Source organism: Aeromonas sp. s1(2024) (genome assembly GCF_040908005.1).
Classification (GTDB): Bacteria; Pseudomonadota; Gammaproteobacteria; order Enterobacterales; family Aeromonadaceae; genus Aeromonas; species Aeromonas caviae.
The window spans coordinates 1-22,804 of record NZ_JBFOCW010000074.1 but is presented as its reverse complement, the minus strand read 5'-3'; the positions used below and the strand labels follow the sequence as shown (position 1 = coordinate 22,804).

Annotated in this window: 18 protein-coding genes and 1 pseudogene; 11 read left to right on the top strand and 8 right to left on the bottom strand. The window is 62.1% G+C overall.

What is annotated here, in order from left to right:
• Positions 1–239 precede the first annotated feature (239 nt).
• The gene (locus tag AB5Y70_RS18240) at positions 240–1,889 is read left to right on the top strand and encodes a methyl-accepting chemotaxis protein (protein WP_043154240.1); all 1,650 of its coding nucleotides are present in this window, start codon (positions 240–242) and stop codon (positions 1,887–1,889) included.
• Positions 1,890–2,125: 236 nt separating this feature from the next.
• Here the strand turns inward: AB5Y70_RS18240 and AB5Y70_RS18235 are convergent, their stop codons facing one another.
• A complete protein-coding gene (locus tag AB5Y70_RS18235) occupies positions 2,126–3,859 on the bottom strand; it encodes a formate--tetrahydrofolate ligase (protein WP_111896512.1) in 1,734 nt (577 codons plus the stop codon).
• Positions 3,860–3,925: 66 nt separating this feature from the next.
• On the opposite strand from AB5Y70_RS18235, the gene AB5Y70_RS18230 reads away from it, so the two are divergent.
• The gene (locus AB5Y70_RS18230; protein WP_010674174.1) at positions 3,926–4,327 is read left to right on the top strand and encodes a hypothetical protein; all 402 of its coding nucleotides are present in this window, start codon (positions 3,926–3,928) and stop codon (positions 4,325–4,327) included.
• Between the two features lie 8 nt (positions 4,328–4,335).
• Here the strand turns inward: AB5Y70_RS18230 and AB5Y70_RS18225 are convergent, their stop codons facing one another.
• On the bottom strand, positions 4,336–5,238 hold the full coding sequence (locus AB5Y70_RS18225) for a LysR family transcriptional regulator (protein ID WP_039038856.1): 903 nt from the start codon (positions 5,236–5,238) through the stop codon (positions 4,336–4,338).
• Positions 5,239–5,347: 109 nt separating this feature from the next.
• On the opposite strand from AB5Y70_RS18225, the gene AB5Y70_RS18220 reads away from it, so the two are divergent.
• From AB5Y70_RS18220 to AB5Y70_RS18205, 4 genes are all read left to right on the top strand, one after another.
• Complete coding sequence (locus AB5Y70_RS18220) at positions 5,348–5,908, top strand: YceI family protein (RefSeq protein WP_010674176.1); 561 nt, start codon at positions 5,348–5,350, stop codon at positions 5,906–5,908.
• On the top strand, positions 5,908–6,642 hold the full coding sequence (locus tag AB5Y70_RS18215) for a hypothetical protein (RefSeq protein WP_043154244.1): 735 nt from the start codon (positions 5,908–5,910) through the stop codon (positions 6,640–6,642). Before AB5Y70_RS18220 ends, AB5Y70_RS18215 begins: the two co-directional genes overlap by 1 nt.
• Positions 6,643–6,827: 185 nt before the next feature.
• Positions 6,828–7,949: an adenosylhomocysteinase gene (locus tag AB5Y70_RS18210; RefSeq protein WP_042882543.1), complete on the top strand. Its 1,122-nt coding sequence runs from the start codon at positions 6,828–6,830 to the stop codon at positions 7,947–7,949.
• Positions 7,946–8,257 (top strand): SelT/SelW/SelH family protein, encoded by a 312-nt coding sequence (locus AB5Y70_RS18205; protein ID WP_010674179.1) that lies wholly within the window; start codon positions 7,946–7,948, stop codon positions 8,255–8,257. The genes AB5Y70_RS18210 and AB5Y70_RS18205 overlap by 4 nt, the downstream gene beginning before the upstream one ends.
• Before the next feature lie 63 nt (positions 8,258–8,320).
• Here AB5Y70_RS18205 and AB5Y70_RS18200 read toward each other — a convergent pair whose 3' ends face one another.
• Together AB5Y70_RS18200 and pepT are read right to left on the bottom strand one after the other, a co-directional pair.
• Positions 8,321–10,045 carry a lysophospholipid acyltransferase family protein gene (locus AB5Y70_RS18200; protein WP_043154245.1) on the bottom strand — a complete coding sequence of 575 codons (1,725 nt, stop codon included), beginning with the start codon at positions 10,043–10,045 and terminating at the stop codon, positions 8,321–8,323.
• Positions 10,046–10,150: 105 nt separating this feature from the next.
• Entirely contained in the window at positions 10,151–11,377 is a 1,227-nt protein-coding gene (gene pepT / locus AB5Y70_RS18195) for a peptidase T (protein WP_043154247.1), read from the bottom strand.
• Between the two features lie 1,025 nt (positions 11,378–12,402).
• Between pepT and speA the strand changes: the two genes are divergently transcribed.
• The gene (speA, locus tag AB5Y70_RS18190; RefSeq protein ID WP_041212753.1) at positions 12,403–14,304 is read left to right on the top strand and encodes a biosynthetic arginine decarboxylase; all 1,902 of its coding nucleotides are present in this window, start codon (positions 12,403–12,405) and stop codon (positions 14,302–14,304) included.
• A 256-nt stretch (positions 14,305–14,560) separates the two neighbouring features.
• Positions 14,561–14,749, top strand: a complete 189-nt coding sequence (locus AB5Y70_RS18185; RefSeq protein WP_043154249.1) for a hypothetical protein — start codon at positions 14,561–14,563, stop codon at positions 14,747–14,749.
• 45 nt (positions 14,750–14,794) lie between these two features.
• On the opposite strand, the gene AB5Y70_RS18180 is transcribed toward AB5Y70_RS18185, so the two are convergent.
• Positions 14,795–15,082, bottom strand: a complete 288-nt coding sequence (locus AB5Y70_RS18180) for a hypothetical protein (protein ID WP_041212754.1) — start codon at positions 15,080–15,082, stop codon at positions 14,795–14,797.
• A gap of 164 nt (positions 15,083–15,246) precedes the next feature.
• Positions 15,247–17,355 carry a bifunctional diguanylate cyclase/phosphodiesterase gene (locus AB5Y70_RS18175; protein WP_223929807.1) on the bottom strand — a complete coding sequence of 703 codons (2,109 nt, stop codon included), beginning with the start codon at positions 17,353–17,355 and terminating at the stop codon, positions 15,247–15,249.
• Between the two features lie 448 nt (positions 17,356–17,803).
• Between AB5Y70_RS18175 and AB5Y70_RS18170 the strand changes: the two genes are divergently transcribed.
• On the top strand, positions 17,804–18,391 hold the full coding sequence (locus tag AB5Y70_RS18170) for a histidine phosphatase family protein (RefSeq protein WP_049636328.1): 588 nt from the start codon (positions 17,804–17,806) through the stop codon (positions 18,389–18,391).
• Positions 18,392–18,439: 48 nt separating this feature from the next.
• Here the strand turns inward: AB5Y70_RS18170 and AB5Y70_RS18165 are convergent, their stop codons facing one another.
• Positions 18,440–21,583, bottom strand: coding sequence for a DUF3427 domain-containing protein (locus AB5Y70_RS18165; protein ID WP_049636327.1), 3,144 nt, complete (start codon positions 21,581–21,583; stop codon positions 18,440–18,442).
• 153 nt (positions 21,584–21,736) lie between these two features.
• On the opposite strand from AB5Y70_RS18165, the gene AB5Y70_RS18160 reads away from it, so the two are divergent.
• Positions 21,737–22,204 carry a hypothetical protein gene (locus tag AB5Y70_RS18160; RefSeq protein ID WP_049636326.1) on the top strand — a complete coding sequence of 156 codons (468 nt, stop codon included), beginning with the start codon at positions 21,737–21,739 and terminating at the stop codon, positions 22,202–22,204.
• Positions 22,205–22,313: 109 nt separating this feature from the next.
• Positions 22,314–22,622, top strand: a pseudogene (locus AB5Y70_RS18155) (VOC family protein); the annotation flags it as partial.
• Positions 22,623–22,679: 57 nt separating this feature from the next.
• On the opposite strand, the gene AB5Y70_RS18150 reads toward AB5Y70_RS18155, so the two are convergent.
• Positions 22,680–22,804: transposase (locus tag AB5Y70_RS18150; RefSeq protein ID WP_368175959.1), on the bottom strand; the 125-nt coding region annotated here is incomplete at its 5' end.

Here is a 22,804-nt window from a genome sequence, read left to right as displayed (position 1 = left end):
CCTGTCGCCGACAGGCCCCGTCTCCTTTCCCTCACTTTTTTTGAAAAATACCTAAAGTTGTGACCGTGCCGGTCGCTATGGCTCTGTGTGTTGTCGGACGGTCTGGTTGACGCCGACACCCCCGGGCCCGCCCTTGTGCGCGCCGACAGGGACGAGATGTGCTGCCAAGGAGGGTAGTGAAGGCGCAGGCCAGGCCTGCGCCCAGCAATGCCACTTGTTTTCCCCATGCAGGACATGCCATGAACACCATGACGATAGGCAAAAAACTTACCGCCGGCTTTGCCGTACTCGGCCTGATGATGGCCTTTATCGGCGGCTTCTCGCTGTTTGAATTCAGCAAGATGAACCGCGCCGCCATCGGCTTTACCGACAGTATCCTGCCCGCCGTCGTGCGCACCAGCACCCTCGGCGAGACCATCAATGCCCTGCGCCGCTACGAACTGGATGTCTTCCTGGTGGCGGACGATGCCCAGCAGAAGGCCCGCTATCGCAACGAGAGCGAGAAGAGCCTGCAAGAGGCTGCGCGCCAGATAGTGGCCCACGATGGCACCATCTGGGCGGAGGATCGGGAGGAGCGCCGCGCCTTTGACATCGTCAAGGCGGACTGGGAGCGATATGTCGCCCTGCACCAGCGCATCCGGCAGATGCAGGACTCGGGACAGATGGCCGAAGCCCGGCACCTCTTCATGGGGGAGGGGGTCACCCTCTACACCACCCTGAGCAAGTCGGTGGGGGATCTCATCCGCATCAACCACGGCTACTCCGTGGGTTCCCGCGCCGAGGTGATCGCCGCCTTTGACAGCGCCAAGCTGAGCGTGACCCTGGCCCTGGTGATCGGCCTGGCCCTGGTTGTCGCCCTCTCCGTGGTGCTGACCCGCCAGATCCGCGACCCGCTCATCATGCTGGCCCGTCAGGCCCAGCGCATTGCGAGCGGTGATCTCGGTCGGGGCGAGCTGCAGGAGTGGATCCGCGGCAACCGCTTCAACCGCGACGAGCTGGGCCAGCTGGGGTCGGCCATCGACCGGATGCAGGGGGCTCTGGCGGAGCTGGTGAGTGAAATCTCCGGTTCGGTGAGCCAGCTCAGCAGCGCGGTAGAGGAGGTGAGCGCCATCTCCGAGCAGTCCGCCAAAGGCATGGCAAGCCAGCAGGGAGAGGTCTCTCAGGTCGCCACCGCCATGAACGAGATGCAGTCCACCGTCAATGAGGTGGCTCGCAACACCACGGACGCCATGGGGGCGGCCAAGCAGGCTTCCCGCACCTCCACCCAGGGCAACCAGGTGGTGCGCAGCGCCATCGGCAGCATAGAGCAGGTTTCCCGCCAGATAGAGCAGGCCGGGAGCGTGGTGCAGCAACTGGAGACCGACAGCGCCAGCATCAGCATGGTGCTGGACGTGATTCGCGGCATCGCCGAGCAGACCAACCTGCTGGCCCTCAACGCGGCCATCGAAGCGGCCCGGGCCGGCGAGCAGGGGCGTGGCTTTGCGGTGGTGGCAGACGAGGTGCGCAGTCTGGCCCAGCGTACCCAGGCATCCACCGCCGAGATCAGCAAGATGATCGAGGTGCTTCAGGAGCGCACCGCCGAGGCGGGCAGCGCCATGCAGCTGAGCCGTCAGCAGATGCAGGAGAGCGTGGAGCTGGCGCGGGAGGCGGGGAGCAGCATCGACAGCATCAACGGTGCCGTCACCCAGATCACCGACATGAACACCCTGATCGCCACCGCCACCGAGCAGCAGAACGCGGTCACCGAGGAGCTCAATCGCAGCATCGTCAAGATCCACACCGCCGCCGACGAGAATGCCCAGGGGGCGCAGCAGACCGCCCAGGCCTGTGTCGAGCTGAGCAAGCTGGCCAATACCCTGCACCATATGACCCAGCGTTTCACCCTCTGAGTCTTGCTGCCACCCGGCACAGCGCAGAAGGCCCCGCCAATCGGCGGGGCCTTGTCGTTTCTGGCTGGACCTGGGCGCCGTCAGCTCAGGCCGACAATGTCGCCGTCATCGTTGATGTCGATATGGTGTTCAGGGACGGCAGACTGCCAGCCTGTACGTCAGCTCAGGCCGACAATGTCGCCGTCATCGTTGATGTCGATATGGTGTTCAGGGACGGCAGGCTGCCAGCCTGCGCGTCAGCTCAGGCCGACAATCTCCCCGTCATCGTCGATGTCGATATGGCGATAGGCCGGCAGACTGCCCAGGCCCGGCATGGTCATGATGGGGCCCGCCAGGGCATAGACGAAGCCTGCCCCCGCGCAGAGTTTCACCTCCTCGATGGGCACCTCGAAGTCCGTCGGCACGCCCTTCCTGGCCGGGTCATGGCTGATGGAGAGCGGCGTCTTGGCCATACAGACGGGCAGGTGATCCTGGCCCTCTGCCGAGAGTCTGGCCAGTTGCTGGCGCGCCTTGTCCGAGAGGGTGATGCCCCGGCCGCCATAGCCGCACTCCACCAGGGTGGCGAGCTTGGCGGCAAGGCTCATCTCATCGGGGTAGAGCAGCCTGACCTCACTGGGCTGCTTGCAGGCCGCCACCACGGCGTGAGCCAGATCCGCCGCGCCCGCGCCACCGTCAGTGAAGGCCCGGGAGAGGGCGACCCCACAGGCACCGGCCTGGCGCGCCGCCGCCTCCAGCAGGGCCAGCTCGGTGCCGCTGTCGGTGGGGAAGCGGTTGATGGCGACCACCACGGGCACCCCGTAACGGCGGGCGTTGTTAATATGCCAGGCGAGGTTGGCGCACCCCGCTGTCAGGGTGGGCAGATCTTCCCCTTGCAGGCTGGCCGGCAGTGGCTGGCCCGGCCGGATGTCGAGCAGGCCGCTGTTGGCCTTGAGGCCGCGCACCGTAGCCACCAGCACCACGCAGGCGGGGGCGAGGCCGGACTGGCGATACTTGATGTTGAAGAACTTCTCCAGCCCCATGTCGGAGCCAAAACCCGCCTCGGTCACCACGTAGTCGGCAAGACCCAGCGCCATGCGATCGGCGATGACGGAGGAGTTGCCGTGGGCGATGTTGGCAAAGGGGCCGGCGTGGACCAGCACAGGGGTCTGCTCCGTGGTCTGCATCAGGGTGGGCTTGAGGGCGTCTTTGATCAGCACCGTCATGGCCCCCGCCACTTCCAGCTGCTCGGCGGTCACGGGCTTGCCGCGCAGGTCGAGGGCGAGCTGGATGCGGCCGATACGCGCGCGCAAGTCCTTGAGATCCCTGGCCAGCGCCAGAATGGCCATCAGCTCGGAGGCGGCGGTGATGACGAAGCGATCGGGGCGCTCGACACCATCGGCAGCACCGCCCTGGCCGAGGGTGAGGTGGCGAAGCGCCCGGTCGTTCATGTCCAGGGTACGGGGCCAGAGGATGTTGGCCGGGTCGATATCGAGCCGCGCCAGGCCGGTTCTGGCGCTGAACTGGTCACCGAGTTTGCGTTCATGGAACAGGCGGGCATCGAGGGCGGCAGAGGCCAGGTTGTGGGCGGCGGTGAGGGCGTGAAAATCCCCGGTGAGGTGCAGGTTCATCTCCTCCATCGGCACCACCTGGGCCATGCCGCCCCCGGCGGCGCCCCCCTTGACCCCGAAGACGGGGCCGAGGCTCGGTTGGCGAATGGTGGCGATGCTGGGCTGGCCGATGTGGTTGAGCCCCATGGAGAGGCCGATCGTGGTGACCGTCTTGCCCTCCCCAAGGGGGGTGGGCGTGATGGCGCTCACCAGCACCAGCTTGCCGGGCTCGCGGGCGGGGGCGTGATGGAGCAGCGCGAGGTCGAGTTTGCCCTTGTAATGGCCGTGGGGGTGGAGATGGGCGGCCGCTATGCCGAGCTGTGCTGCCACCTCGGCGATGGGCAGGCGGGGGGACTGGCGGGAGATCTCGATATCGCTTAGCATCAGCACCTCGTTGGCATGTCAGGTCAAATATGCGGCGAAGTCTAGAGGAATCAACAGGGTAATCCAATGAGCAATACTATTTTATCCGGCAGTCGTGAACCCCATCAAAGCCCCATCCTGCTGGATCTCAACGCCCTCTATCATCCGCCCAAACGGCCCCTCACCGCCCTTGGCATCGTCAGCGCCTTCATCCCGCTCTTTGGTTACGGCTGGCAGGCGATGACTCAGGATCCCGAGACCCACTTTCGCCACGAGCTCGGCAAGCGCATCAACAAGCACAAGAGCGACGAGGCAAACCTCGCCCTGATGATGCAGTTGGCGGCCATGCTGGATTGCCACTGCCTGCACGTCACCCTGCCCTATGCGCTGGGGGAGGCCGAGCTCGCCGCCTTGCGCCAGCGTCTGCCACGCTGGCAGATGAGCCAGCAGGATCACCTGCTGGTGGCCGAGCTGATGCCCACCCCCTGAGCCCGGGCTCAGGTCTCCCTGTCCCAGTAGTGGGGCGCCAGATAGCGCTCCTGCACGAATTCGATGAAGCAGCGCACCTTGGCCGACACGAAACGGCGGTGCGGATAGAGGGCATAGAGCCCCACCTGCCCCTTCTCCCACTCCAGCAACAAGGGGACCAGCGCCCCCGAGCGCAGCGCATCCCCCACGATGAAGGTGGGCTGCAAGATGATGCCCTGGTGGTCGCAGGCGGCCCGGGTCAGGGCCACCCCGTTGTTGGCGCGAAGTGGCCCCTGGGGACGGATGCTGTGCTCCTCCCCATCCCGTTTGAAGACCCAGTCCGGCTGGGTCAGGGTGTAGATGAGGCAGTCGTGCTGCTTGAGATCCTCCGGGGTCTTCGGCCTGCCCCGGCGGGCCAGGTAGTCGGGGCTGGCGCACACCACCATCTTCATCATGGCGAGCGGCTTGGCCACCAGGGAGGAGTCCGGCAGGTTGCCGATGCGCAGGGCCAGATCGAACCCCTCCTCCACCAGGGCCACCCGCCGGTCGCTGTACTCAATCTCGAGCTTCAAGTCCGGGTAGCGCTCGCGAAACAGGGGCAGGGCGGGGGAGAGGTGCAGGTAGCCGAAATCCATGGGCACCGAGAGCTTGAGGGTGCCCTGGGGCTGCTGGTTGTTGTGGGTGAGCTGGCTGTGGGTCTCTTCCAGCTCCGCCAGCAGGGCCAGGGAGCGCTGGTAGTAGAACTGGCCCGCCTCGGTGGGATTGACTTGGCGGGTGGTGCGCGACAGCAGCCGGGTGGAGAGGGACTCCTCGAGCTGCTGCATCAGCTTGGAGGTCATGGCGACCGAGATCCCGAGCTGATGGGCGGCCTTGGTGAAGCTCTGGCACTCCACCACCTTGATGAAGGTGCGCATGGCGGCTATCTGATCCATATTCCACTCTCGGTTGATAATTATTTTAATAAATCGATGATTATCTATTCTCGATAGGAGGTTAGCATTTTAGACACCGTTGTGAACCCCCAATGAAGGAACGATCGGAATGAAAATGACCAAGGCCCTGCTGGCCTCTTGCCTGTTTATGGCGGCTCCCCTGATGGCTGCCGATTACGATGTCGATGCAGCGCACACCACAGTCCAGTTCAAGGTGGGCCACCTCGGCTTCTCCGAACTGGTCGGCCGGTTCAACACCTTCAGTGGCACCTTCAGCATGGACGACGCCAACCCGGCGGCGGCCAAGGCGAGCTTCGAAATCGATGCCGCCAGCGTGGATTCCAACCACGAGGCCCGCGACAAGCACCTGCGCAGCCCCGACTTCCTGGACGTGAAGCAGTACCCCAAGATGACCTTCGTCAGCACCGGCTATGAAGGCACCAAGGACAAAGGCGTACTCAAGGGCACCCTGACCCTGCACGGCGTGTCCAAGGACGTGGCCTTCGACCTGGTCCACATCGGGGAAGGCAAGGATCCCTGGGGCGGCTACCGCAGCGGCTTCAACGCCACCACCACCATCAAGCGCAGCGAGTTCGGCGTGAACTACATGGTGCCGAACATCCCTGACGAGATGACCATCAACCTGTTCGTTGAAGGCGTGCGCAAGTAATGGGCGCAGCACTCCTGCTTCAAACCCTGGCGGCTCCTTTAGGGGCCGCTTTGCTGTCGTGGCGCTGGCCGCGGCTGGGCTATCTGTGGGGCGCCCTGGGGATCTGGCTGGTGGGTTGCCTGCTGGGCGGTGCCTATGGCCTGCCGGTCAAGGCGTGGCAGTGGCTGCCGCTGACCCTGCTGGTGCCCGCCCTGACCCAGGGTACCAGCAAGGGGGTCGCCCTCGCGCTGTTCGGGGTGCTGGGCGCCTTGGTGTGGTGGCAGGGGCTGGCCTCCGCGCTGGCGAGCGAGCCCGGGATCTGGCTGGCCCTGCTGCCCGCCATCCTCTGGTCTGGCTGGACGAGCTGGCGTGGTGACAGCGAGGAGGGGCTCGGCTTCGCCCTGGCCTTCATCTGGCTGGCGCTGGTCATCGGCATCGATGGCAGCCTGCTCATCGCCCAGCTGACGGGTGCCCTGGCCGCGTTTGCCGGATTCCGTGCCCTGCTCGGCGCCTTTGCAGGGGTCAAGGTGACCCCGGCCGCCCTGGGGCTTTCACTCGCCTTCGTGCAGATGCTCGCCTGGCAGTACGTGGAAGTGCCCCTGCTGGTGCTGCTGCCGGTCTGGCTGTTGCCGCTGCTGGAACGTGCCCTGCACGGGCGCCCGGGACTCTCTCGCTGGGGGGTCTTGATCCTGGTGGCGGCCGTCGGTGCCGGAGTGAGTCTGTGGTGGGTATGGCCAGAGGCGTCGCTTTACTGATTTCTGCATGAAAAACAGGCTATTACCTTAGAAATTGATGGGCTTGTCAAAGTCTGGACAGATAAAGATTGAGACCCATGGTGCTTTCGGATAAAAAGGATTTTCAATTATCTGGATACACACAGAACCCGGCTATGCCGGGTTCTGTTTGCCTGCTTTCCCGCGGCACGCTAAGGAGGCCACAGTTGCGCAGTCAGGGATCTGAGCATCTGTTTTTTCGCCATTTCACCGAACAGGGATGTCTTGGGGATCTCTGCATCCTGCTGGTGACCCACCTGCTTCCCGACAGACCCGACTTCATCCAGGTGCTCGATCGGGTGGGCCGGGTCGGTGCCATCCTGCCCAAACCCAAGTCCGTGCACGGGCCGACGCTGGCCTGGGCCCAGCAGCACTACCCCGTGCTGCCCCTCAATCGCCACTGGACCTCGGATCCCGGTGAGGTGATCGCCCAGATTGCCCCCCTGGTGATGTCCCACGAGCGGCTCATCATCCTCGACATCGGCGGCTACTTCGCCAAGAGCCAGGCGGTACTGGCCGAGCACTTTGGCGCCCGTTTCATCGGGGTGGTGGAGATGACCGAGAACGGCCATCAGCGCTACGAACAGGAGTCCCTGGCGGCCCCCGTCATCTCGGTGGCCCGCAGCCCCCTCAAGCAGGCGGAAGATATCCAGATCGGCCTGAGCGTGGTCTACTCCGCGGAGTCCCTCGCGCGTACCCTGAGGCGTACCTTCAATGTCTGCCAGGCCGCCCTGTTCGGCTATGGCAAGGTGGGGCGCAGCATCGCCCGGGAACTGCGCTGTCGCAACCTGCATCTGGAGCTGGTGGAGACGGATGCCCTGCGCCAGGTGGAGGCGCTCTCCCACGGCTTCAAGCTGGTGAACAAGGCCGAAGCCCTGGGCCGCGCCGAGCTGGTGATCTGCTCCACCGGCAACGGCTCCCTCGACATCACCGATCTGCAGGCCCTGCGCCCCGGCGCCATGCTGGCCTCGGTCACCTCCGCCGACGACGAATTCGCCTTCAGCCTCGCCCAGCTGCCCTGGCCGAGCGAGGAGGTGTGTCCCCATGTGCTGGCCCTGACCCGGCCGGACGGCAGCACCATCTTTTTGCTCAACCGGGGGGAGGCGGTCAACTTCGTCCACGGTGCCGTCATCGGCGAATATGTCTACCTGGTGCTGGCGGAGATCATCGAAGGGGTGCACCAACTGGCCCATCAGGCATCCACCCCGGGCCTTCACGAACTGCCCCAGGCCACCATGCAGCGCATCGCTCGCCACTGGTTGACCGATTTTCACGGAGTCACCCCATGACAGACACCCATTTGCCCCTCGCGAAACCGCGCATCGAAATCCGTTACTGCACCCTCTGCCGCTGGATGCTGCGGGCCGCCTGGCTCGCCCAGGAGCTGCTCTCCACCTTCGACGGCGAACTGGGAGAGGTGGCCCTGGTGCCCGCCAGCAAGGGGGAGTTTCGCATCCTGGTGGACGGGGTGCTGGTGTGGGACAGGGTGGCCGACGAGGGCTTCCCCGAGGCCAAGGAGATCAAGCAGCGGGTGCGGGATGTCATCGCCCCGGAGCGGGATCTCGGCCATGCGGATCGCAAACCCGCAGCCGAGTAGGCGGCATCACCCATGATGTGAAAGAGGGAGGCGCAGGCCTCCCTCTTTCGTTGCGGCCCCCGGTCAACGGTCGCCAGAGGTGGCCAGCCCTTCCCCGGCGGGGAGGCCGATATAGCGGGCCCGCTTGTGGGGCTTGATGCGGCTCACGTCCACCCACACCAGGCCGTCGATGCAGTGGTTGAAGTCCGGGTCGATGCCAAAGTCCATGAACTGCACGCCCCCCGGCTCGCACAGCTCGGCGTACTGCTTGTAGAGGGTGGGAATGGCACAGCCCAGGTTGTCGAGCCCGGCCTTGAGCACCTTGAGGTCGTCCCCGTAATCGCGCCCCTCGAACAGCGTCGGCGTGGCGGGATAGGGGCGGCGGGAAGGGGCGAGGGCAAGGGTGGGGGCGAAGTGCTGGCGATAGAAGCTCACCAGCAGATCCTTGGCCGCCGGCGGCAGGCTGCCGGAGAGGGTGACGGGCCCGAACAGGTAGCGGTATTGGGGATAGCGGGCCAGATAGGCCCCGATGCCGAACCAGAGGTAATCGAGCCCCCGCTTGCCCCAGTAGGCGGGCTGGATGAAGCTGCGGCCAAGCTCGATGGCCTGTTCCAGCCGGGGCATCAGCTTCTCTTCGAAGCCGAACAGGGTGTGGCTGTAGAGGCCATCCAGCCCCTTGCTGGCCAGCCGTTCGGCCACCGGGGCGAAACGGTAGGCGCCGATGATGTCGAGGCGGGCGGGATCCCAGAGGATGAGGTGGTGATAATCATCGTCGAAGGCATCGAGATCCCGCCGCTTGCCCGAGCCTTCCCCCACCGCCCGAAAGGCAATCTCCCGCAGGCGCCCCAGCTCACGCAGGATCACCGAGTGGCTCTGCTCGTGGCGGCGATAGAGCAGGATGCGCTGGCCGTCCGGGGTCTGGCCTAGCAGCTCGCACCCGTCGATGGCCTGTTTCAGCAGGCGGCGATCCTCCGGCAGGGCGATGGGGGCCTCGGTCTGCAACCGTCCCGCCTTGCCCCGAGCGATTCGGTAGAGGTGGCCGCGCACCAGCCGGGCTGCCGTCTTGGCCGGCAACTCCTGAAAACTGGCGAGGGGAATGCGCGCCCCTATGGTCACCGGCAGCGTCCGCCCCTGCTGGCGAAACAGCTGGCGCACCAGCAGCAGGGCGGAGGCGGGCTTGTTGAGCCAGGAGGCGAGATAGAACCAGAGGCTGTTGCGCCCTCCCAGGTGAATGGGCACCAGGGGCGTTCGGCTGCGCTGGGCCAGCTTGATGAAGCCGGCCTGCCAGGGGCCATCCTTCACCCCCTTGGGGCCGAGGCGGGAGACCTCGCCTGCGGGGAAGATAACCAGGGCCCCGTCGGCGGCGAGGTGTTCATTCATGGCGAGGATGGCCTGCCTGTCGGTCTTGCCCCCCAGGTTGTCCACCGGCAGCAGCAAAGGGCGCAGCGGCGCGAGCTGGGCCAGCACCTGATTGGCCACTATCTTGACGTCGGGGCGGATGCGCCCGATGAGGCGCAGCAGGGCCAGCCCGTCCAGGGAGCCGATGGGGTGATTGGCGACGATGATGACCCGGCCGCTGGCGGGAATGTGCTCGAGCTCGGCCTCGCTCACCCGGTAGTCGAAGTGGAGCTCGGTGAGGGCCTGCTCGACGAAGTCCAGACCGCGCAGGTGGGGATGGCGCGCGGCAAAGCGGGTGAAGGCCTCCTCGTGCAGCAACCAGCTCAGCCCCTGCCTCATCAGGGGACGGAGGAGGGGCTGGCTGGCGAGGCGGGGCAGGTGCTGCCCCAGCAGGGTATCGACGTCGAACATGGGCAAGGCTCCGCTGAACTTTGCCCCAGCTTGACGCCCCTGCGTGCCTTTCGTGTGTCGGTTGGGTGACGGTTTGATGACGGGGCGAGCCCCGTCCTTGCCCCCTTACTCTGCCCGCCAGGCAGAGGTGAGGCGCACCAGCGCCACCAGGGTGGCGACCGCTTTTTCCATGGATTGCAGGGGGATGAACTCGTGCTTGCCGTGGAAGTTGTGGCCGCCGGTGAACAGGTTCGGGCAGGGCAGCCCCATGAAGGAGAGCCGGGCGCCGTCGGTGCCGCCGCGAATGGGTTTGATCTTGGGCACCACGTCGGCGGCCTCCATGGCGGCTTTGGCCAGCTCGACGATGTGGGGATGGGGCGCTATCTGGCTGCGCATGTTGCGGTAGTTGTCCACTATTTCCAGGGTGATGCGCGCCCTGGGGGCGTCCAGTTGCAGGGAGGCGACCCGCTCCTTTAGCTGGGCCTTGCGGGCGGCGAAGCAGTCATCGTCGAAGTCGCGGATGAGGTAGTGCAGGGTGGTCTCCTCCACCGTGCCTTCCATCCGGGCCAGGTGGAAGAAGCCCTCATACCCCTGGGTGCACTCCGGGGTCTGCTCGGCGGGCATGGCGGCATGGAAGCGGGCGGCCAGAGTCTGGCTGTTGATCATGCTGCCTTTGGCGGTGCCGGGGTGGACGTTGTTGCCTGTGATGCGCACCGTGGCGCTGGCGGCGTTGAAGTTCTCGCATTCGAGCTCGCCGAGTTCGCCGCCATCCACCGTGTAGGCCCACTTGGCCGGGAAGCGGTCAAGCGGGAAGCGGTCGGCACCGCGCCCTATCTCCTCGTCCGGAGTAAAGCCGACCCAGACATCGCCACGGGGGATCTCGGGGTGAGCCTGCAGGTATTCCACGGCGGTGAGGATCTCGGCGATGCCCGCCTTGTCGTCGGCCCCCAGCAGGGTGGTGCCGTCGGTGGTGATGAGATCCTGCCCCAGGTAGTTTTTCAGAAAGCGGTACTGGCGGATGGCCAGCACCTCGTCCCCTTTGCCAAGGCAGATATCGCCCCCCTGATAGTTCTCGACTATCTGGGGAACGACGCACTCGGCCTCGTAATCGGCGGTGTCCATGTGGGCGATGAGCCCGATGGCGGGGGCATCCGGCTGGTTGCCCGGCAGGCAGGCGGTGAGGTAGCCATGCTCGTCCAGGGTGACCTGGCTCAGCCCCATCTGCGTCATTTCATCGCGCAGGGCCCGGGCGAAGAGGCGCTGTCCCTCGCTGCTGGGGCAGGCAGGATTGGTCGCATCGGAGCGGGTATGAAAGGTGAGGTAGTGGAGAAAGCGCGAAAGCAGGGTGTTCATGGGCAAGCCTCGGGTCACGAAAGAGGAGTCATTGTGGCCAAGACGGCGGCGCCGCTTATTGCGTCAGCGCAGTTTTTGATGACTTTGTGGGGGAGAGGAGGGTCATCGAAGGGGAGGGGCGGGGATCATTGCTCGGCAGTTTGCATAAAAATTCCAAAATAAAAACTGGTTAAGCAATTGCGAAAAAGCTGAATTTCCCCTCGGCCCAGCGCTGGCAAGGGGTGACCCAAAAAGCGTGACGTGTTGGTTATTTTCATCGCCTCGCCCACGCACTCTCATCCCCCGCCATCCCAGAGCCCGCCTTGCTGGCAGCGAGATTTTGCCCCCCGATGAAAACCCGTTTTTTAACACGATTTTTTATTGTCACTGGCTGCGGTAAGTGTGTACACTCCGCGCCGATCCAAGGGCAACCCTGCGCAGGCCGCGTCCGCCAGACCCGCAGGATCATGACGCCTATAGGGCGAGGCACGCAGAAACGACAGACACTGCTGGGGAATGGTTTCTTTAATACCGGTTAGGCTCCGGTATCAGGGAGAACAACGGACTCTCATCTTTCAGCTGACCGAGTGGGCTTCGGGCTCATCATCTCCCTTGTCATGGGCGGTCACTGGCGTTGAGCGGGTCGTAGTGGTTGTCGTCCATCAACACGATGCGTGCTGACGTCTTCCCTTCTCTTCCTTGAAACCCTCTCCTGTCCGTCGGGATGGCTGCCGAATGATGAACAAACGGCGTGGCTGATGCCGATTGTCATCAAAGTACCGCGGTACGCCGGCAAGGTGTTACCGCATACCGTTGAGCTTGATGTAAAGCCACCAGCCCCACATCAAGACTCGTTACTTCCCAAGATCCACCAGGCAGCCTTGGCTTGCCGCGATGTGCAATGAACAGGATGTGGCGGAGCATGCTCCGTTGCGGGTCCAACGTCAGCAGGCCGCTCTGGCTTGCCGCATTTTGCAATCAATGGTCTGGATGTGATTGAGGGTAACGAAGGCGGCCCACGGCCGCTCATTTGCGAGGCATAGCCCATGACTAACTGGTCCAGCAAGGACTCCTTGAAGGTCTACAACGTTCCCTACTGGGGTGCGGGTTTTTTCAATATCAATGACGCCGGTCATGTGACCGTCTCTCCCGACAAGTCTCGCCCCGAGGCTCAGATCGTGCTGTCCGAGGCCATCGAGCAACTGCGCCAGTCCGGGCTGACCACGCCGGTGTTGCTGCGTTTCCCCGACATCCTCAAGAGCCGGGTCGATGCGCTGTTCAACGCCTTCGGTCAGGCCATCGAAAAGTCAGGCTATGAAGGGGATTACCTGTGCGTTTACCCGATCAAGGTAAACCAGCAGCGCCGCGTCATCGAGACCATCAGTCAGTCCTACAGCGACAAGCCGAGGCTTGGGCTGGAAGCGGGCTCCAAGCCCGAGTTGCTGGCCGTGCTGTCCCATCATCATGAGCAAGGGTCCGTGATCGTCTGCAACGGTTACAAGGACCGCGAATACATCCGCCACGCCCTCCTGGGCAACCTGATGGGCCACAAGGTCTACATCGTGGTGGAGAAGCCCTCCGAGCTGGAAATGGTGCTCGACGAGTCCGCTCGTCTCAACATCAAGCCCAACATCGGGGTGCGCGCCCGTCTGGCGTCCACCGGCTCCGGCATGTGGGAATCGAGCGGCGGTTCCATGTCCAAGTTCGGTCTCTCTGCCTCCCAGATCCTGGCGCTGGTGGAGCGTCTGCGCAGCCTCGGCAAGCTGGACTGCCTGCAACTGCTGCACTTCCATCTGGGTTCCCAGATCGCCAACATCCGCGACATCCAGGGCGGCATCCGCGAGTGCGGCCGCTTCTACGCCGAGCTGTGCCGTCTTGGCGCCAAGGTCGAGGTGGTGGACGTGGGCGGCGGCCTCGGGGTGGACTATGAGGGCACCCGTTCCCAGAGCCACTGCTCCGCGAACTACAGCCTCTCCGAGTACGCCAACAACGTGGTCTGGGGCATCGGCGATGTGTGCCGCGAGTTCGACCTGCCGCACCCGACCATCATCAGCGAGTCCGGCCGTGCCCTGACTGCGCACCACGCCGTGCTGGTCACCAATATCATTGGTGCCGAAGGGGTGGAGGTGAACGACATCAGCGCCCCGGACGAGGACGCGCCCACCATCTTGCAGAACATGTGGAAAGGGTGGCTGGACCTGCGCGGGGAAGATCCCTCTCTGCTGGAGATCTTCCACGACTCCGTGGCGGATCTCGGTGACGTCAACGCCCAGTACACCATGGGCCTCTTGAACCTGGAGCAACGTGCCTGGGCCGAGATGCTGCACCAGAACACCTGTCTGGCGCTCAAGGAGCTGCTCAACCCGGTCAACCGCAACCACCGCGCCCTGGCCGACGAGCTCTCCGAGAAACTGGCGGACAAGTGCTTTGCCAACTTCTCCCTGTTCCAGTCCCTGCCGGATGCCTGGGGTATCGGTCAGGTGTTTCCGGTGATGCCGCTGGCCGGCCTCGAGCGTCCGCTCACCCGCCGCGGCATCCTGATGGACATCACCTGCGACTCCGACGGTCAGGTGGAGCACTACGTCGACGGTCTGGGGGTCGAGAGCACCCTGCCGATGCCGGTCTACGGTGAAGACGAAGAGTGCCACGTCGGCTTCTTCCTGGTGGGTGCCTATCAGGAGATCCTGGGGGATCTGCACAACCTGTTTGGTGACACCCACTGCGCGGAAGTGTGGCTGGATGAAGAAGGCAAGATGGACATCCGCAACGTGGTGCGTGGCGACACCGTCGACCAGCTGCTGCGTTACGTCAACATCGACCCGTCCGTGATCCGCGAGAACTACCAGCGCATCGTCTCCCACCCGGCGCTGGACGACGAGACCCGCAAGGCCCTGCTCGACGAGCTGGAGCTGGGTCTGCAAGGCTACGCCTACCTGGAAGACGAATAAGCCAGCGGCTTGTTCCCCGTCGGTCAAATGACGGACATGAAAAACGGCGCCTTCGGGCGCCGTTTTTGTTGCGCTGTTGCCAGGCTGGAGCCGGTTGGCGGGCTCTGTCATCCGGGCTGGCGACATCCCGCCCCGGCCAGATCCGGCCACTGCCCGCTTCTGCCCGCCACCTCCCTTGATCCAGGTCAAGGGGGACTCGGGCCGCTTATTTTACGGTCAAGGGTGATGTTGGTGAATGACACATAAGGATGTGCGTATGGAGCTCAAGAAGGACCCGAGATGCTATACCGACGTCTGTATCGACGGTAAGTGGTATCACTACGATCACTGCAGCACTCACGTTTATATGCTGATGGGGGGCGCCGCCCCCAGCCTGCAGCTTGCCCATGAACCCGGCAGTGAAGAGGAGCTGGTGGAGATGCTCCGCCAGCACCCCCAACGCTGACTGCCTGCGGGCCATCGGGGGTATCGTCCCGGCGGCCCGCCTTGCTCAGCCCGCCTTGCGGCCCAGGATCTTCTTGCCCATCTCCAGCAAGGCCGTTGCCGCCGCATAGGCCTCGTCTGACTTGCCTATCTCGTCCGCCACGTAGAGAAAGCCGGATCTGTACTTCTCCACCGCCTCGCGGGGAGTGGCCGCGTCGATGAAATCCTCTTCCACCTCGAATCCTTGCGTTAGCAGCGCCTCCTTCTCCGTGAGGAAAGTGGGGGAGGCCATGTCGACATAGGTATATTGCTGACGGCGGGAGGCGGGGACGCTGAAGAACTGGTATCTGGCCATGGATGTGGCTCCTCTGAACGGGTGATCTGCCATGGGGGTCGCTCGATGCACTCGGCAAGATAAAGGGGCATTCGAGTCTTGCAGCAGACTACCTTGAGTCGTGAAGGGACGCAATCGGGCTGGTGATGACCCTGGCGACATGGGCGCAGCGCCTCACCTGCTTGTCAGACAAGCACATCTTCCAGCACCTGTTGGGGAGTCTCGGGAGCGCAGTGGACAAGCAGTTGCTCCCCGGTCATGGGGCGCCCGAGCAGGTAGCCCTGCAAGGTGTCGCAGCCCAGCTCGGTCAGCAGGTCCCGCTGCTCCGGGGTTTCCACCCCCTCTGCCACGATGCGCATCTCCAGGGCCTGACCCAGGGCGATGATGGCGGCGATGATGGTGGCATCGTCGCCTCCCCGCTCCAGGGGGGTGACAAAGCCCCGGTCAATCTTGAGCTCGTTGGCGGGGAAGCGCTTGAGGTAGAGCAGGCTGGAGTAGCCGGTGCCGAAGTCGTCGATGGAGATGCCAAGGCCGAGCTCGGCCAGACGGTTGAGGATGGCGAGGCTCTCCTCGGCCTTCTGCATGGCGGTGGATTCGGTGATCTCCAGGGTCAGGTGACGGGCCTCGAGCCGATGGCGGGCGAGAGCGCCCTGCACCTCCTCCAGCAACCCGGGGCTGGCGAGCTGGATGGTGGAGAGATTGACCGCCACGCTCCAGTCGTGATGACCCGCCGCCCGCCAGGCGCTCATCTGGCGGCACGCCTCGTCGATGACCCAGTTGCCGATGGGGATGATGAGCCGGCTCTTCTCCGCCAGCGGCAGGAAGCTGGCCGGCGAGACGGCACCATGCTCCGGGTGCTGCCAGCGCAGCAGGGCCTCGGCGCCGACCACCTGGCCGCTGCGGGCACAGTATTTGGGCTGGTAGTGCAGGGCCAGCTCCCCCCGCTCCAGGGCGTGTTGCAGCTCCTTGTGCAGCAGGAACTGCTGGTGGGCGTTGGCGTTCATGGCGCTGTCGAAGTAGTAGTAGTCGTTGCGCCCCTGCTCCTTGGCGTAATACATGGCGGCATCGGCGTTGAGGGTCAGCTCGTGCAGGCTGGTGCCATCCTGGGGATAGACGGCAATGCCGATGCTGGCGGTGATGTGCAGGCTGTGGTGCTCCCACTCATAGGGCTGGGCCAGGGTGGCCAGCAGCCGCTCGGCAAAGGCCGTGGTCTGGCTCACATCCCCCGGCGCTAGTGCCAGCACGAACTCGTCCCCGCCAAAGCGCGAGGCGGTGTCGCTGGCACCGAGCAGGCTGGTGATGCGCTGGGCCACCTCGGCCAGCAGCAGATCCCCGGTGTGGTGGCCGTGGGCATCGTTGATGATCTTGAAGCCGTCGAGATCGAGAAACAGCAGGGAGAAGCTGCGCTGGCTGTGCTGACACTCCTGGATGCGCTGCTCCAGCCGGTCGGCAAACAGCAGCCGGTTCGGCAGCCGGGTCAGGCTGTCATGGAGCGCCAGCTTGAGCAGCTCGTCGTGGGCCTGATGCAGGGAGGTGGAGAGCCTGGCGGCGTGGGCATCCAGCATGGAGAGCACGAAGGCGATGGCGAACACCGCCAGGGTCACTATGATGACCACGGTTGCCAGCCACTGGGTATTGAGACCGGTGTAGAGGGCCCCGCACAGGCTCTCTGCGGGGAACTGGGCCGCCGCCATGCCGGTGTAGTGCATGCCCATGATGGCGGCCCCCATCACCAGGGAGGCGAGGGCCTTGCTGAAGAAGGCGCGGGGCGAGCTGTTGCGCAGGCGAAACGCTATCCAGAGCGCGGCACCCGAGGCGAATACCGCGATGAGGATGGAGAGGATGAAAAGCCCAGGCAGGTAGTGGATGCCGGGCGTTATCTTCATGGCCGCCATGCCGATGTAGTGCATGGTGGCGATGCCGGCACCCATCAGCACGGCCCCGAACAGGATCTGGTGCCAGGGGAGCTGGGGACGACTCACCAGCCAGAGCGCAAAGGCCGAGGAGCCGATGGCCGCCACCAGGGAGAGACCGGTGAGGGTCAGATCGTATCCCAGCGCGATGGGCAGGTTGAAGGCGAGCATGCCGATAAAATGCATGGACCAGATGCCGAGCCCCATGGCGAAGGCTCCCCCCGCTAGCCAGAGCACGGCGGCCCGTCCCCGGCTCTGGCTCACCCGGCTGGTCATGGTCAGCGCCGTGTAGGAGGCGAGCACCGCCACCAGGATGGAGAAGAACACCAGATCCTGGCTGTAATAACTGTCGAGCATGGGGTGGGTTGGGGTCACGTTCATTTACTCTGGGGTACATCATGGCCTGAGCCTGGGCCGGGTCAGGGGAAATCGGGTGGCAGATTGTACACCAGGCGTCCCTGTCATGAGCCAGAGATACGTACCAAAATGGCCCCCGGATCAGAGCAAAAACTCTGTCTTTTCTGGCATTGGCCGCCATCCTGTGACCGATAAACCGGCACATCCCCATTTTATCCCGTCTGAACAACAAGATAGGGGGGCATGGGGCGCTTGCCACGGCGCTGGCGGGCCCGTGGCGAAGGCGTGTGGTATGCGCACAAGGCTCCTGTGCGATAAAGGCGCGTAGCCCCTGTCGTCCTTTCACGATAGCCGCAGGCCATGCGCTCAAGGAGTCAGCACAAGCCTGCATCCTCCGGGTCTTGGTTGACCCGGTACATCTGTTATCATCTTCCCCCTGTTTTCTTATCTCGTTGACTCTGCTGGAGAAACCATGTCTCGAACCCTCTATTTGCTGCGCCATGGCCAGACCCGTTACAACGCCGAATTGCGGTTGCAGGGGCGTTGCAACTCCGAGTTGACCCCCAGGGGAGAAGCCCAGGCCCTCGCCATGGGGGCCCGTCTGGCCAAGCTCCTGGCCGAGCCCACCGACTGGACGATCTACGCCAGCCCCCTCGGCCGGGCACGGCAGACGGCGGAGCGGGTGTGTCAGCAGCTTGGCTTGGACCAGGAGCGCATCATCTGGGACGAGCGGCTGGTGGAGCTGGGGATGGGGGAGTGGGAGGGTCGCCGGGTGCCCGAGCTGCTGGCGGCCCACCCCGAGCTGGATCTGGAGGAGCCGGACTGGTATCTGCGGGCCCCCCATGGCGAGAGTTTTGAGAGCATTCAGCGCCGGGCCCGGCAATGGCTTGAGGACGAGCAGATTGCCGAGCAGGCCATCGTGGTTTCTCACGGTCTCTTTGGCGCCATGCTGCGCGGCGCCTATGTGGATCTGGACTACACCACCACCTGGCTGCAGGAGCTGCCACAGGATGCCTTCTTCAAACTCAGTGGTGGTCGCATAGAGCGGATTGCCTGCTGACCACACGAAGGCGGCCCGCCGTGGGTGGGCCTTGTTGTGATGGGTCGCTCAGCCAACTGCCAATTTGGCCGCTTCTTTCCACATAAAAGGCGGCATCGGAGTAGTGAGACGCCATTTAATGTTCATCGGTTGGCTACCGCTGTGGGAGATGTACTCCACCTCACCAAAGTTCACAAAGCCAAGGGTGCGGCCAAATTCATCTTTGCTCTGCTCACGAACGAACAGAAACACGCGCTTACCCTCTGCCCTGTGGTTTATGTAACTCAGCCCCTTGCCTCGCTCTGGGCGAGCGCTGTTTTGGCTCTGCCAATGGAACAGTGACTCATTAATGGCGTAGTCGTGATAACGGGTGGTGGGGGAGAAGTGCTGCTCCGTTTTGTTCAAGGTCACGAACAGCAACTCGATATTGTGCTCTGCGATGACATAGACCCCTTCGCGAGCCGTGGGTTGCTGCGCGAAGGTGGTTGCCCCAAAGCCAACCAGCACTTGCTCTCTGGCATAGCGAGCATGCAGTTGTAGTGGATTGCCGGGAAGATCTGGCATGGCGCTTTGTTCGTGCTGCACCCGGTTGATCAGCATGGGCAACAGATCTGCCAGCTCGGCCCTTAACTCTGGTTGATTGAGTTGTTTCAGGCTGTGCGCCAAGGAGCTAAAGCCTGCGTTGGGGCCGCTTTGTTGCCAGAAGTCGTAATGGCACATCAAGGCCATCCGCTCATCGTGCTCAGCCGTTAAGGTAAAGGCGCTTTCCACCAAGGTTTGTAAGAAGTTCAAGTAATGGAGCGCATCGCAGCCCAATAGCCGGGTTTTGATGGCCCGGGTGTAGAGGGTCGACAGCTTCTCATCACTCATTTCAGAAATGGTATGGTTGTGGGCCTGTTTGACCAAGGCGCTCCAATTGCCGCGCTTGTAGATCTCCTCAAGGCTGATATGAGGGTAGAACTTCAGAAAATTCGCCAGTGTCAGCGGTAAATCGCAATCCTGTGAGAAACGGCGGATCAGGCCCATGAGGCGCGAGGTATTGAGAGTCGCCTTTTTGATATTGCTCAGAATTAACTCTTGGGTCTGTTTTGAGAGCTCGATGCGGCAGCCCAAGGGGGCGTGAGGGAAGCCCTGTTTGATCTCGTGGCTGATCGCCTTATTGGTTTTACCCACCAGAGCCCGGAATTTCTGGGCAAAGTCATACTCCGCACGGGCATTCCCAACAAAGTCCAATACGGTGCAGCACTCTTTATCGCTCGCCAGCCGCAGGCCACGTCCCAATTGCTGCAAGAAGATGGTGAGGCTTTCCGTTGGTCGTAAAAACAGCAAGGTATCGACTTCCGGGATATCAACCCCTTCGTTGAAGATGTCCACCACGCAGAGAATATTGATAACGCCGGTACGCAAATCTTGTTGCTTACTATGTCGCTCGTCTCGGTTATCGCTAGTGAGGATGTCAGCCTTGATGCCCTTCAATAAAAATGCCTTGCACATAAAGTCGGCATGTTCACGGCTCACACAAAATGCCAGTGCTTTGATCTTGGTAATATCGGTGACGATCTCATTGAGGCTCTGGACTATCTTCTGTACCCGCTGCTGATTGTGGGTATAGATATTGGTGAGCTCAGTAATGTCATAACGGCCATTTTTCCAAGTCACTTGGCGCAAGTCAGTATCATCATCGATACCAAAATATTGGAACGGACAGAGATGGCGACGATTGATGGCCTCGGGCAAGCGGATCTCTGCTGCGATGACACCACAAAAGTCGGCAAGAATATCACCGCCATCATGGCGCTCTGGCGTTGCGGTTAATCCCAACAGAATCTGAGGTTCAAAGGTGGCGAGCAGACCGCGATAACTGGCCGCCGCAATATGGTGAACCTCATCAATGACGATGTAATCGAAATAGTCTTGACTAAGACGTAAATTAGCCAGCTGGTTATTCAAGGATTGCACCGAGGCAAACAGCTGACGGTAGTGGGTTGGCACGGCGCCGCCGACCAAGAGTTCGCCAAAATTTGATTGCTTGAGCACTCCGCGGTACGAGGCTAATGCTTGGCGCAAGATCTCCTCTTTGTGGGCGACAAACAGAAACTTGGCATCGGGTTTGGTTTTCAAAAAATGCGCAAAATCAAAGGCGGAGATCAGAGTTTTCCCTGTACCGGTAGCCGCTACCACCAAGTTACGAAAGCGCTGGTGTAAAGCGCGCTCCATCGCCAATTGTTCAAGGATCTCCAGTTGATGGGGAAACGGCGTGATATCAAAGAAATAGGCAGGGTTATTTCTGTCCCCATCCCCACGGGCCTCTTGCAGTGCATGCTGCAATTTTGTACGGCTTTCGAGCTTGCCATCAAACAGCTCAAAATCATCGGATTCCCAATAGGTTTCAAAGGTACTCAGGGATTTCTCGATAATATGAGGGATCTCTTGCGAGGTGATTTTTAGGTTCCACTCCAAGCCGCTGGTGAGGGCAGAGTGAGAGAGATTGGAGGAACCTATATAGCCGGTATGAAAACCGGTATTTCGGCAAAAGAGATAGCTCTTGGCATGCAACCGCTCGCGCTGGGTGTTATAGCTGAGTTTGACTTCGGTATTTGGGAGGCTGGCTAAAAATTCAACTGCCTTGGCGTCGGTCGCCCCCATATATGAGGTAGTAATTACTTTTAATTGGCGGCCGCTGCGAGTGAACTCTTCCAGCTCATGACGGAAAATACGGATACCTGCCCACTTGATAAATGAGACCAGCCAGCAGATGCTATCTGCCGATAATATCTCCCGTTTAATCTCTGACTCCATCGACAAACCCGCATTGCTGCCGCAGAACAGCTCACTTTGCGTTAGACCGGTCAGAGGGGAAATATCGTCAACATATTGTTTTAAATTGGCGGAAATGGGGTTGTCCAACTGGTACAGAGCGGTCAGTATTTTTCCCTGACTGTCGATAAGGTTCTCGCCAATAAAGTCTGGGTCTTGTATGCGATCTTTTAGCCAAAGCAATAACTGGTTAGCCAGCTCAATCTGCCGTTGTAATGGGTCATCGCCAGTGACCGAGCCTACTGCATATTCCAACACACGAGTTAGGAATCGTGATAACCAGACTGAGGCCTCCGCAGACTCCAGTTGTCGTTCCCCGATGTAGAAATGCGATCGATCTAGTCTTGATGCCAACAGTTGTGTGATGAGTTGTTCATAAATACCACATTGCTGCATGGTGACTGACCTTGAATCTTGTGCATAAGGGGAGTAGGCAGGGTATCATTTTTTTTAGCTAAATCAGTAAGCTGTTATCTAATTTTGCCCATTTGAAGATCTATCTAGCCATGGGCGGCGAAGATAGAGAAGGCGAACCACAGGGAGGTAGTGATGGATCCAATATCTTATCTTTTTTCGGCTTATCTCAATCTGGTGCAGCAGCAGGTGACGGATATCTATGGCACCGAGCTAAAAACGCTGGTAGTGCCCTATGAGGGAGAGCAGGTTCCCTTCTCTTTCCAGCTCTGGCAGATAAAACAGCAAAGTGTCTGCCGTCCCTACGAGCAAGATGTGCGGCGCTTCAGTCAGTGCACGGTCAAGGCGCAGGCACTGTTTGGTAAACTGTGCGATGACCTGACACGGCAAGACGACAGCAGTTGGCAGCTTCCCAAGTACCGCACCATGTACTGCTCGGCCGCCATCGGCTATCGCCCCATGATCGCGGAGATCGCCGATGCCCAGCAGAGCCCGGGTAAGCTCGCGGAGCGGGCCTGTAATCAGGCCATTCTGGCGGCCATGGGCAGTAATGACGAAACCCTGCTGGCCCAGCGTGACAAGGCGTGTGCTGCCGTGCGTTAAGGTATTTCCCTAGTCAAAATACGTGGTTAGCCCCCTGTGCACCATGCCACAGTTTCTATTGAGGCGGGTGGGTATGATGGTGCGGCAATCACCATGACAGGGAGCAAGCATGATAAGCCATATCGACCATCTGGTATTGACGGTCAGCGACATTGAGCGGGCGGTGGCATTTTACAGCGGCGCCTTCAAGATGGAGCCCATCACCTTCGGGGCAGGCCGCCGGGCGCTGCGTTTTGGCAACCAGAAGATCAATTTGCAGTTGCTGGGGGAGGAGGCGCGCAACCGGGCGCAGGTGGGGTCGGGGGATCTCTGCCTCATCACCAGCTGGCCCCTGGATCAGGTGATGGCCCAGCTGGCGAGCCAGGGGGTCGAAATCGTGGAGGGGCCAGTGATGAAAAGCGGTGCCTGTGGTCCCATCTTAAATGCGAAAGGGGACTCCCTCCGACGTAGGTGGGAGGGGAATTTCGCCGGGGCGTCAGCCCCGCTGGTTTTGAATGTATTGCTTGATCACCTCCAACGGTGCTCCGCCGCAAGAGCCCGCAAAGTAAGAGCGTGACCAGAGTACGGGTTTGCTGTAAGCACCTCTCAAGTCCAGAAATT

What these genes read in the sequence shown, in the direction of transcription:
- AB5Y70_RS18240 (WP_043154240.1), top strand. Translation starts at nt 240, where the DNA reads ATGAACACCATGACGATAGGCAAAAAACTTACCGCCGGCTTTGCCGTA.
- AB5Y70_RS18235 (WP_111896512.1), bottom strand. Translation starts at nt 3,859, where the DNA reads ATGCTAAGCGATATCGAGATCTCCCGCCAGTCCCCCCGCCTGCCCATC.
- AB5Y70_RS18230 (WP_010674174.1), top strand. Translation starts at nt 3,926, where the DNA reads ATGAGCAATACTATTTTATCCGGCAGTCGTGAACCCCATCAAAGCCCC.
- AB5Y70_RS18225 (WP_039038856.1), bottom strand. Translation starts at nt 5,238, where the DNA reads ATGGATCAGATAGCCGCCATGCGCACCTTCATCAAGGTGGTGGAGTGC.
- AB5Y70_RS18220 (WP_010674176.1), top strand. Translation starts at nt 5,348, where the DNA reads ATGAAAATGACCAAGGCCCTGCTGGCCTCTTGCCTGTTTATGGCGGCT.
- AB5Y70_RS18215 (WP_043154244.1), top strand. Translation starts at nt 5,908, where the DNA reads ATGGGCGCAGCACTCCTGCTTCAAACCCTGGCGGCTCCTTTAGGGGCC.
- AB5Y70_RS18205 (WP_010674179.1), top strand. Translation starts at nt 7,946, where the DNA reads ATGACAGACACCCATTTGCCCCTCGCGAAACCGCGCATCGAAATCCGT.
- AB5Y70_RS18200 (WP_043154245.1), bottom strand. Translation starts at nt 10,045, where the DNA reads ATGTTCGACGTCGATACCCTGCTGGGGCAGCACCTGCCCCGCCTCGCC.
- pepT (WP_043154247.1), bottom strand. Translation starts at nt 11,377, where the DNA reads ATGAACACCCTGCTTTCGCGCTTTCTCCACTACCTCACCTTTCATACC.
- speA (WP_041212753.1), top strand. Translation starts at nt 12,403, where the DNA reads ATGACTAACTGGTCCAGCAAGGACTCCTTGAAGGTCTACAACGTTCCC.
- AB5Y70_RS18185 (WP_043154249.1), top strand. Translation starts at nt 14,561, where the DNA reads ATGGAGCTCAAGAAGGACCCGAGATGCTATACCGACGTCTGTATCGAC.
- AB5Y70_RS18180 (WP_041212754.1), bottom strand. Translation starts at nt 15,082, where the DNA reads ATGGCCAGATACCAGTTCTTCAGCGTCCCCGCCTCCCGCCGTCAGCAA.
- AB5Y70_RS18175 (WP_223929807.1), bottom strand. Translation starts at nt 17,355, where the DNA reads ATGAACGTGACCCCAACCCACCCCATGCTCGACAGTTATTACAGCCAG.
- AB5Y70_RS18170 (WP_049636328.1), top strand. Translation starts at nt 17,804, where the DNA reads ATGTCTCGAACCCTCTATTTGCTGCGCCATGGCCAGACCCGTTACAAC.
- AB5Y70_RS18165 (WP_049636327.1), bottom strand. Translation starts at nt 21,583, where the DNA reads ATGCAGCAATGTGGTATTTATGAACAACTCATCACACAACTGTTGGCA.
- AB5Y70_RS18160 (WP_049636326.1), top strand. Translation starts at nt 21,737, where the DNA reads ATGGATCCAATATCTTATCTTTTTTCGGCTTATCTCAATCTGGTGCAG.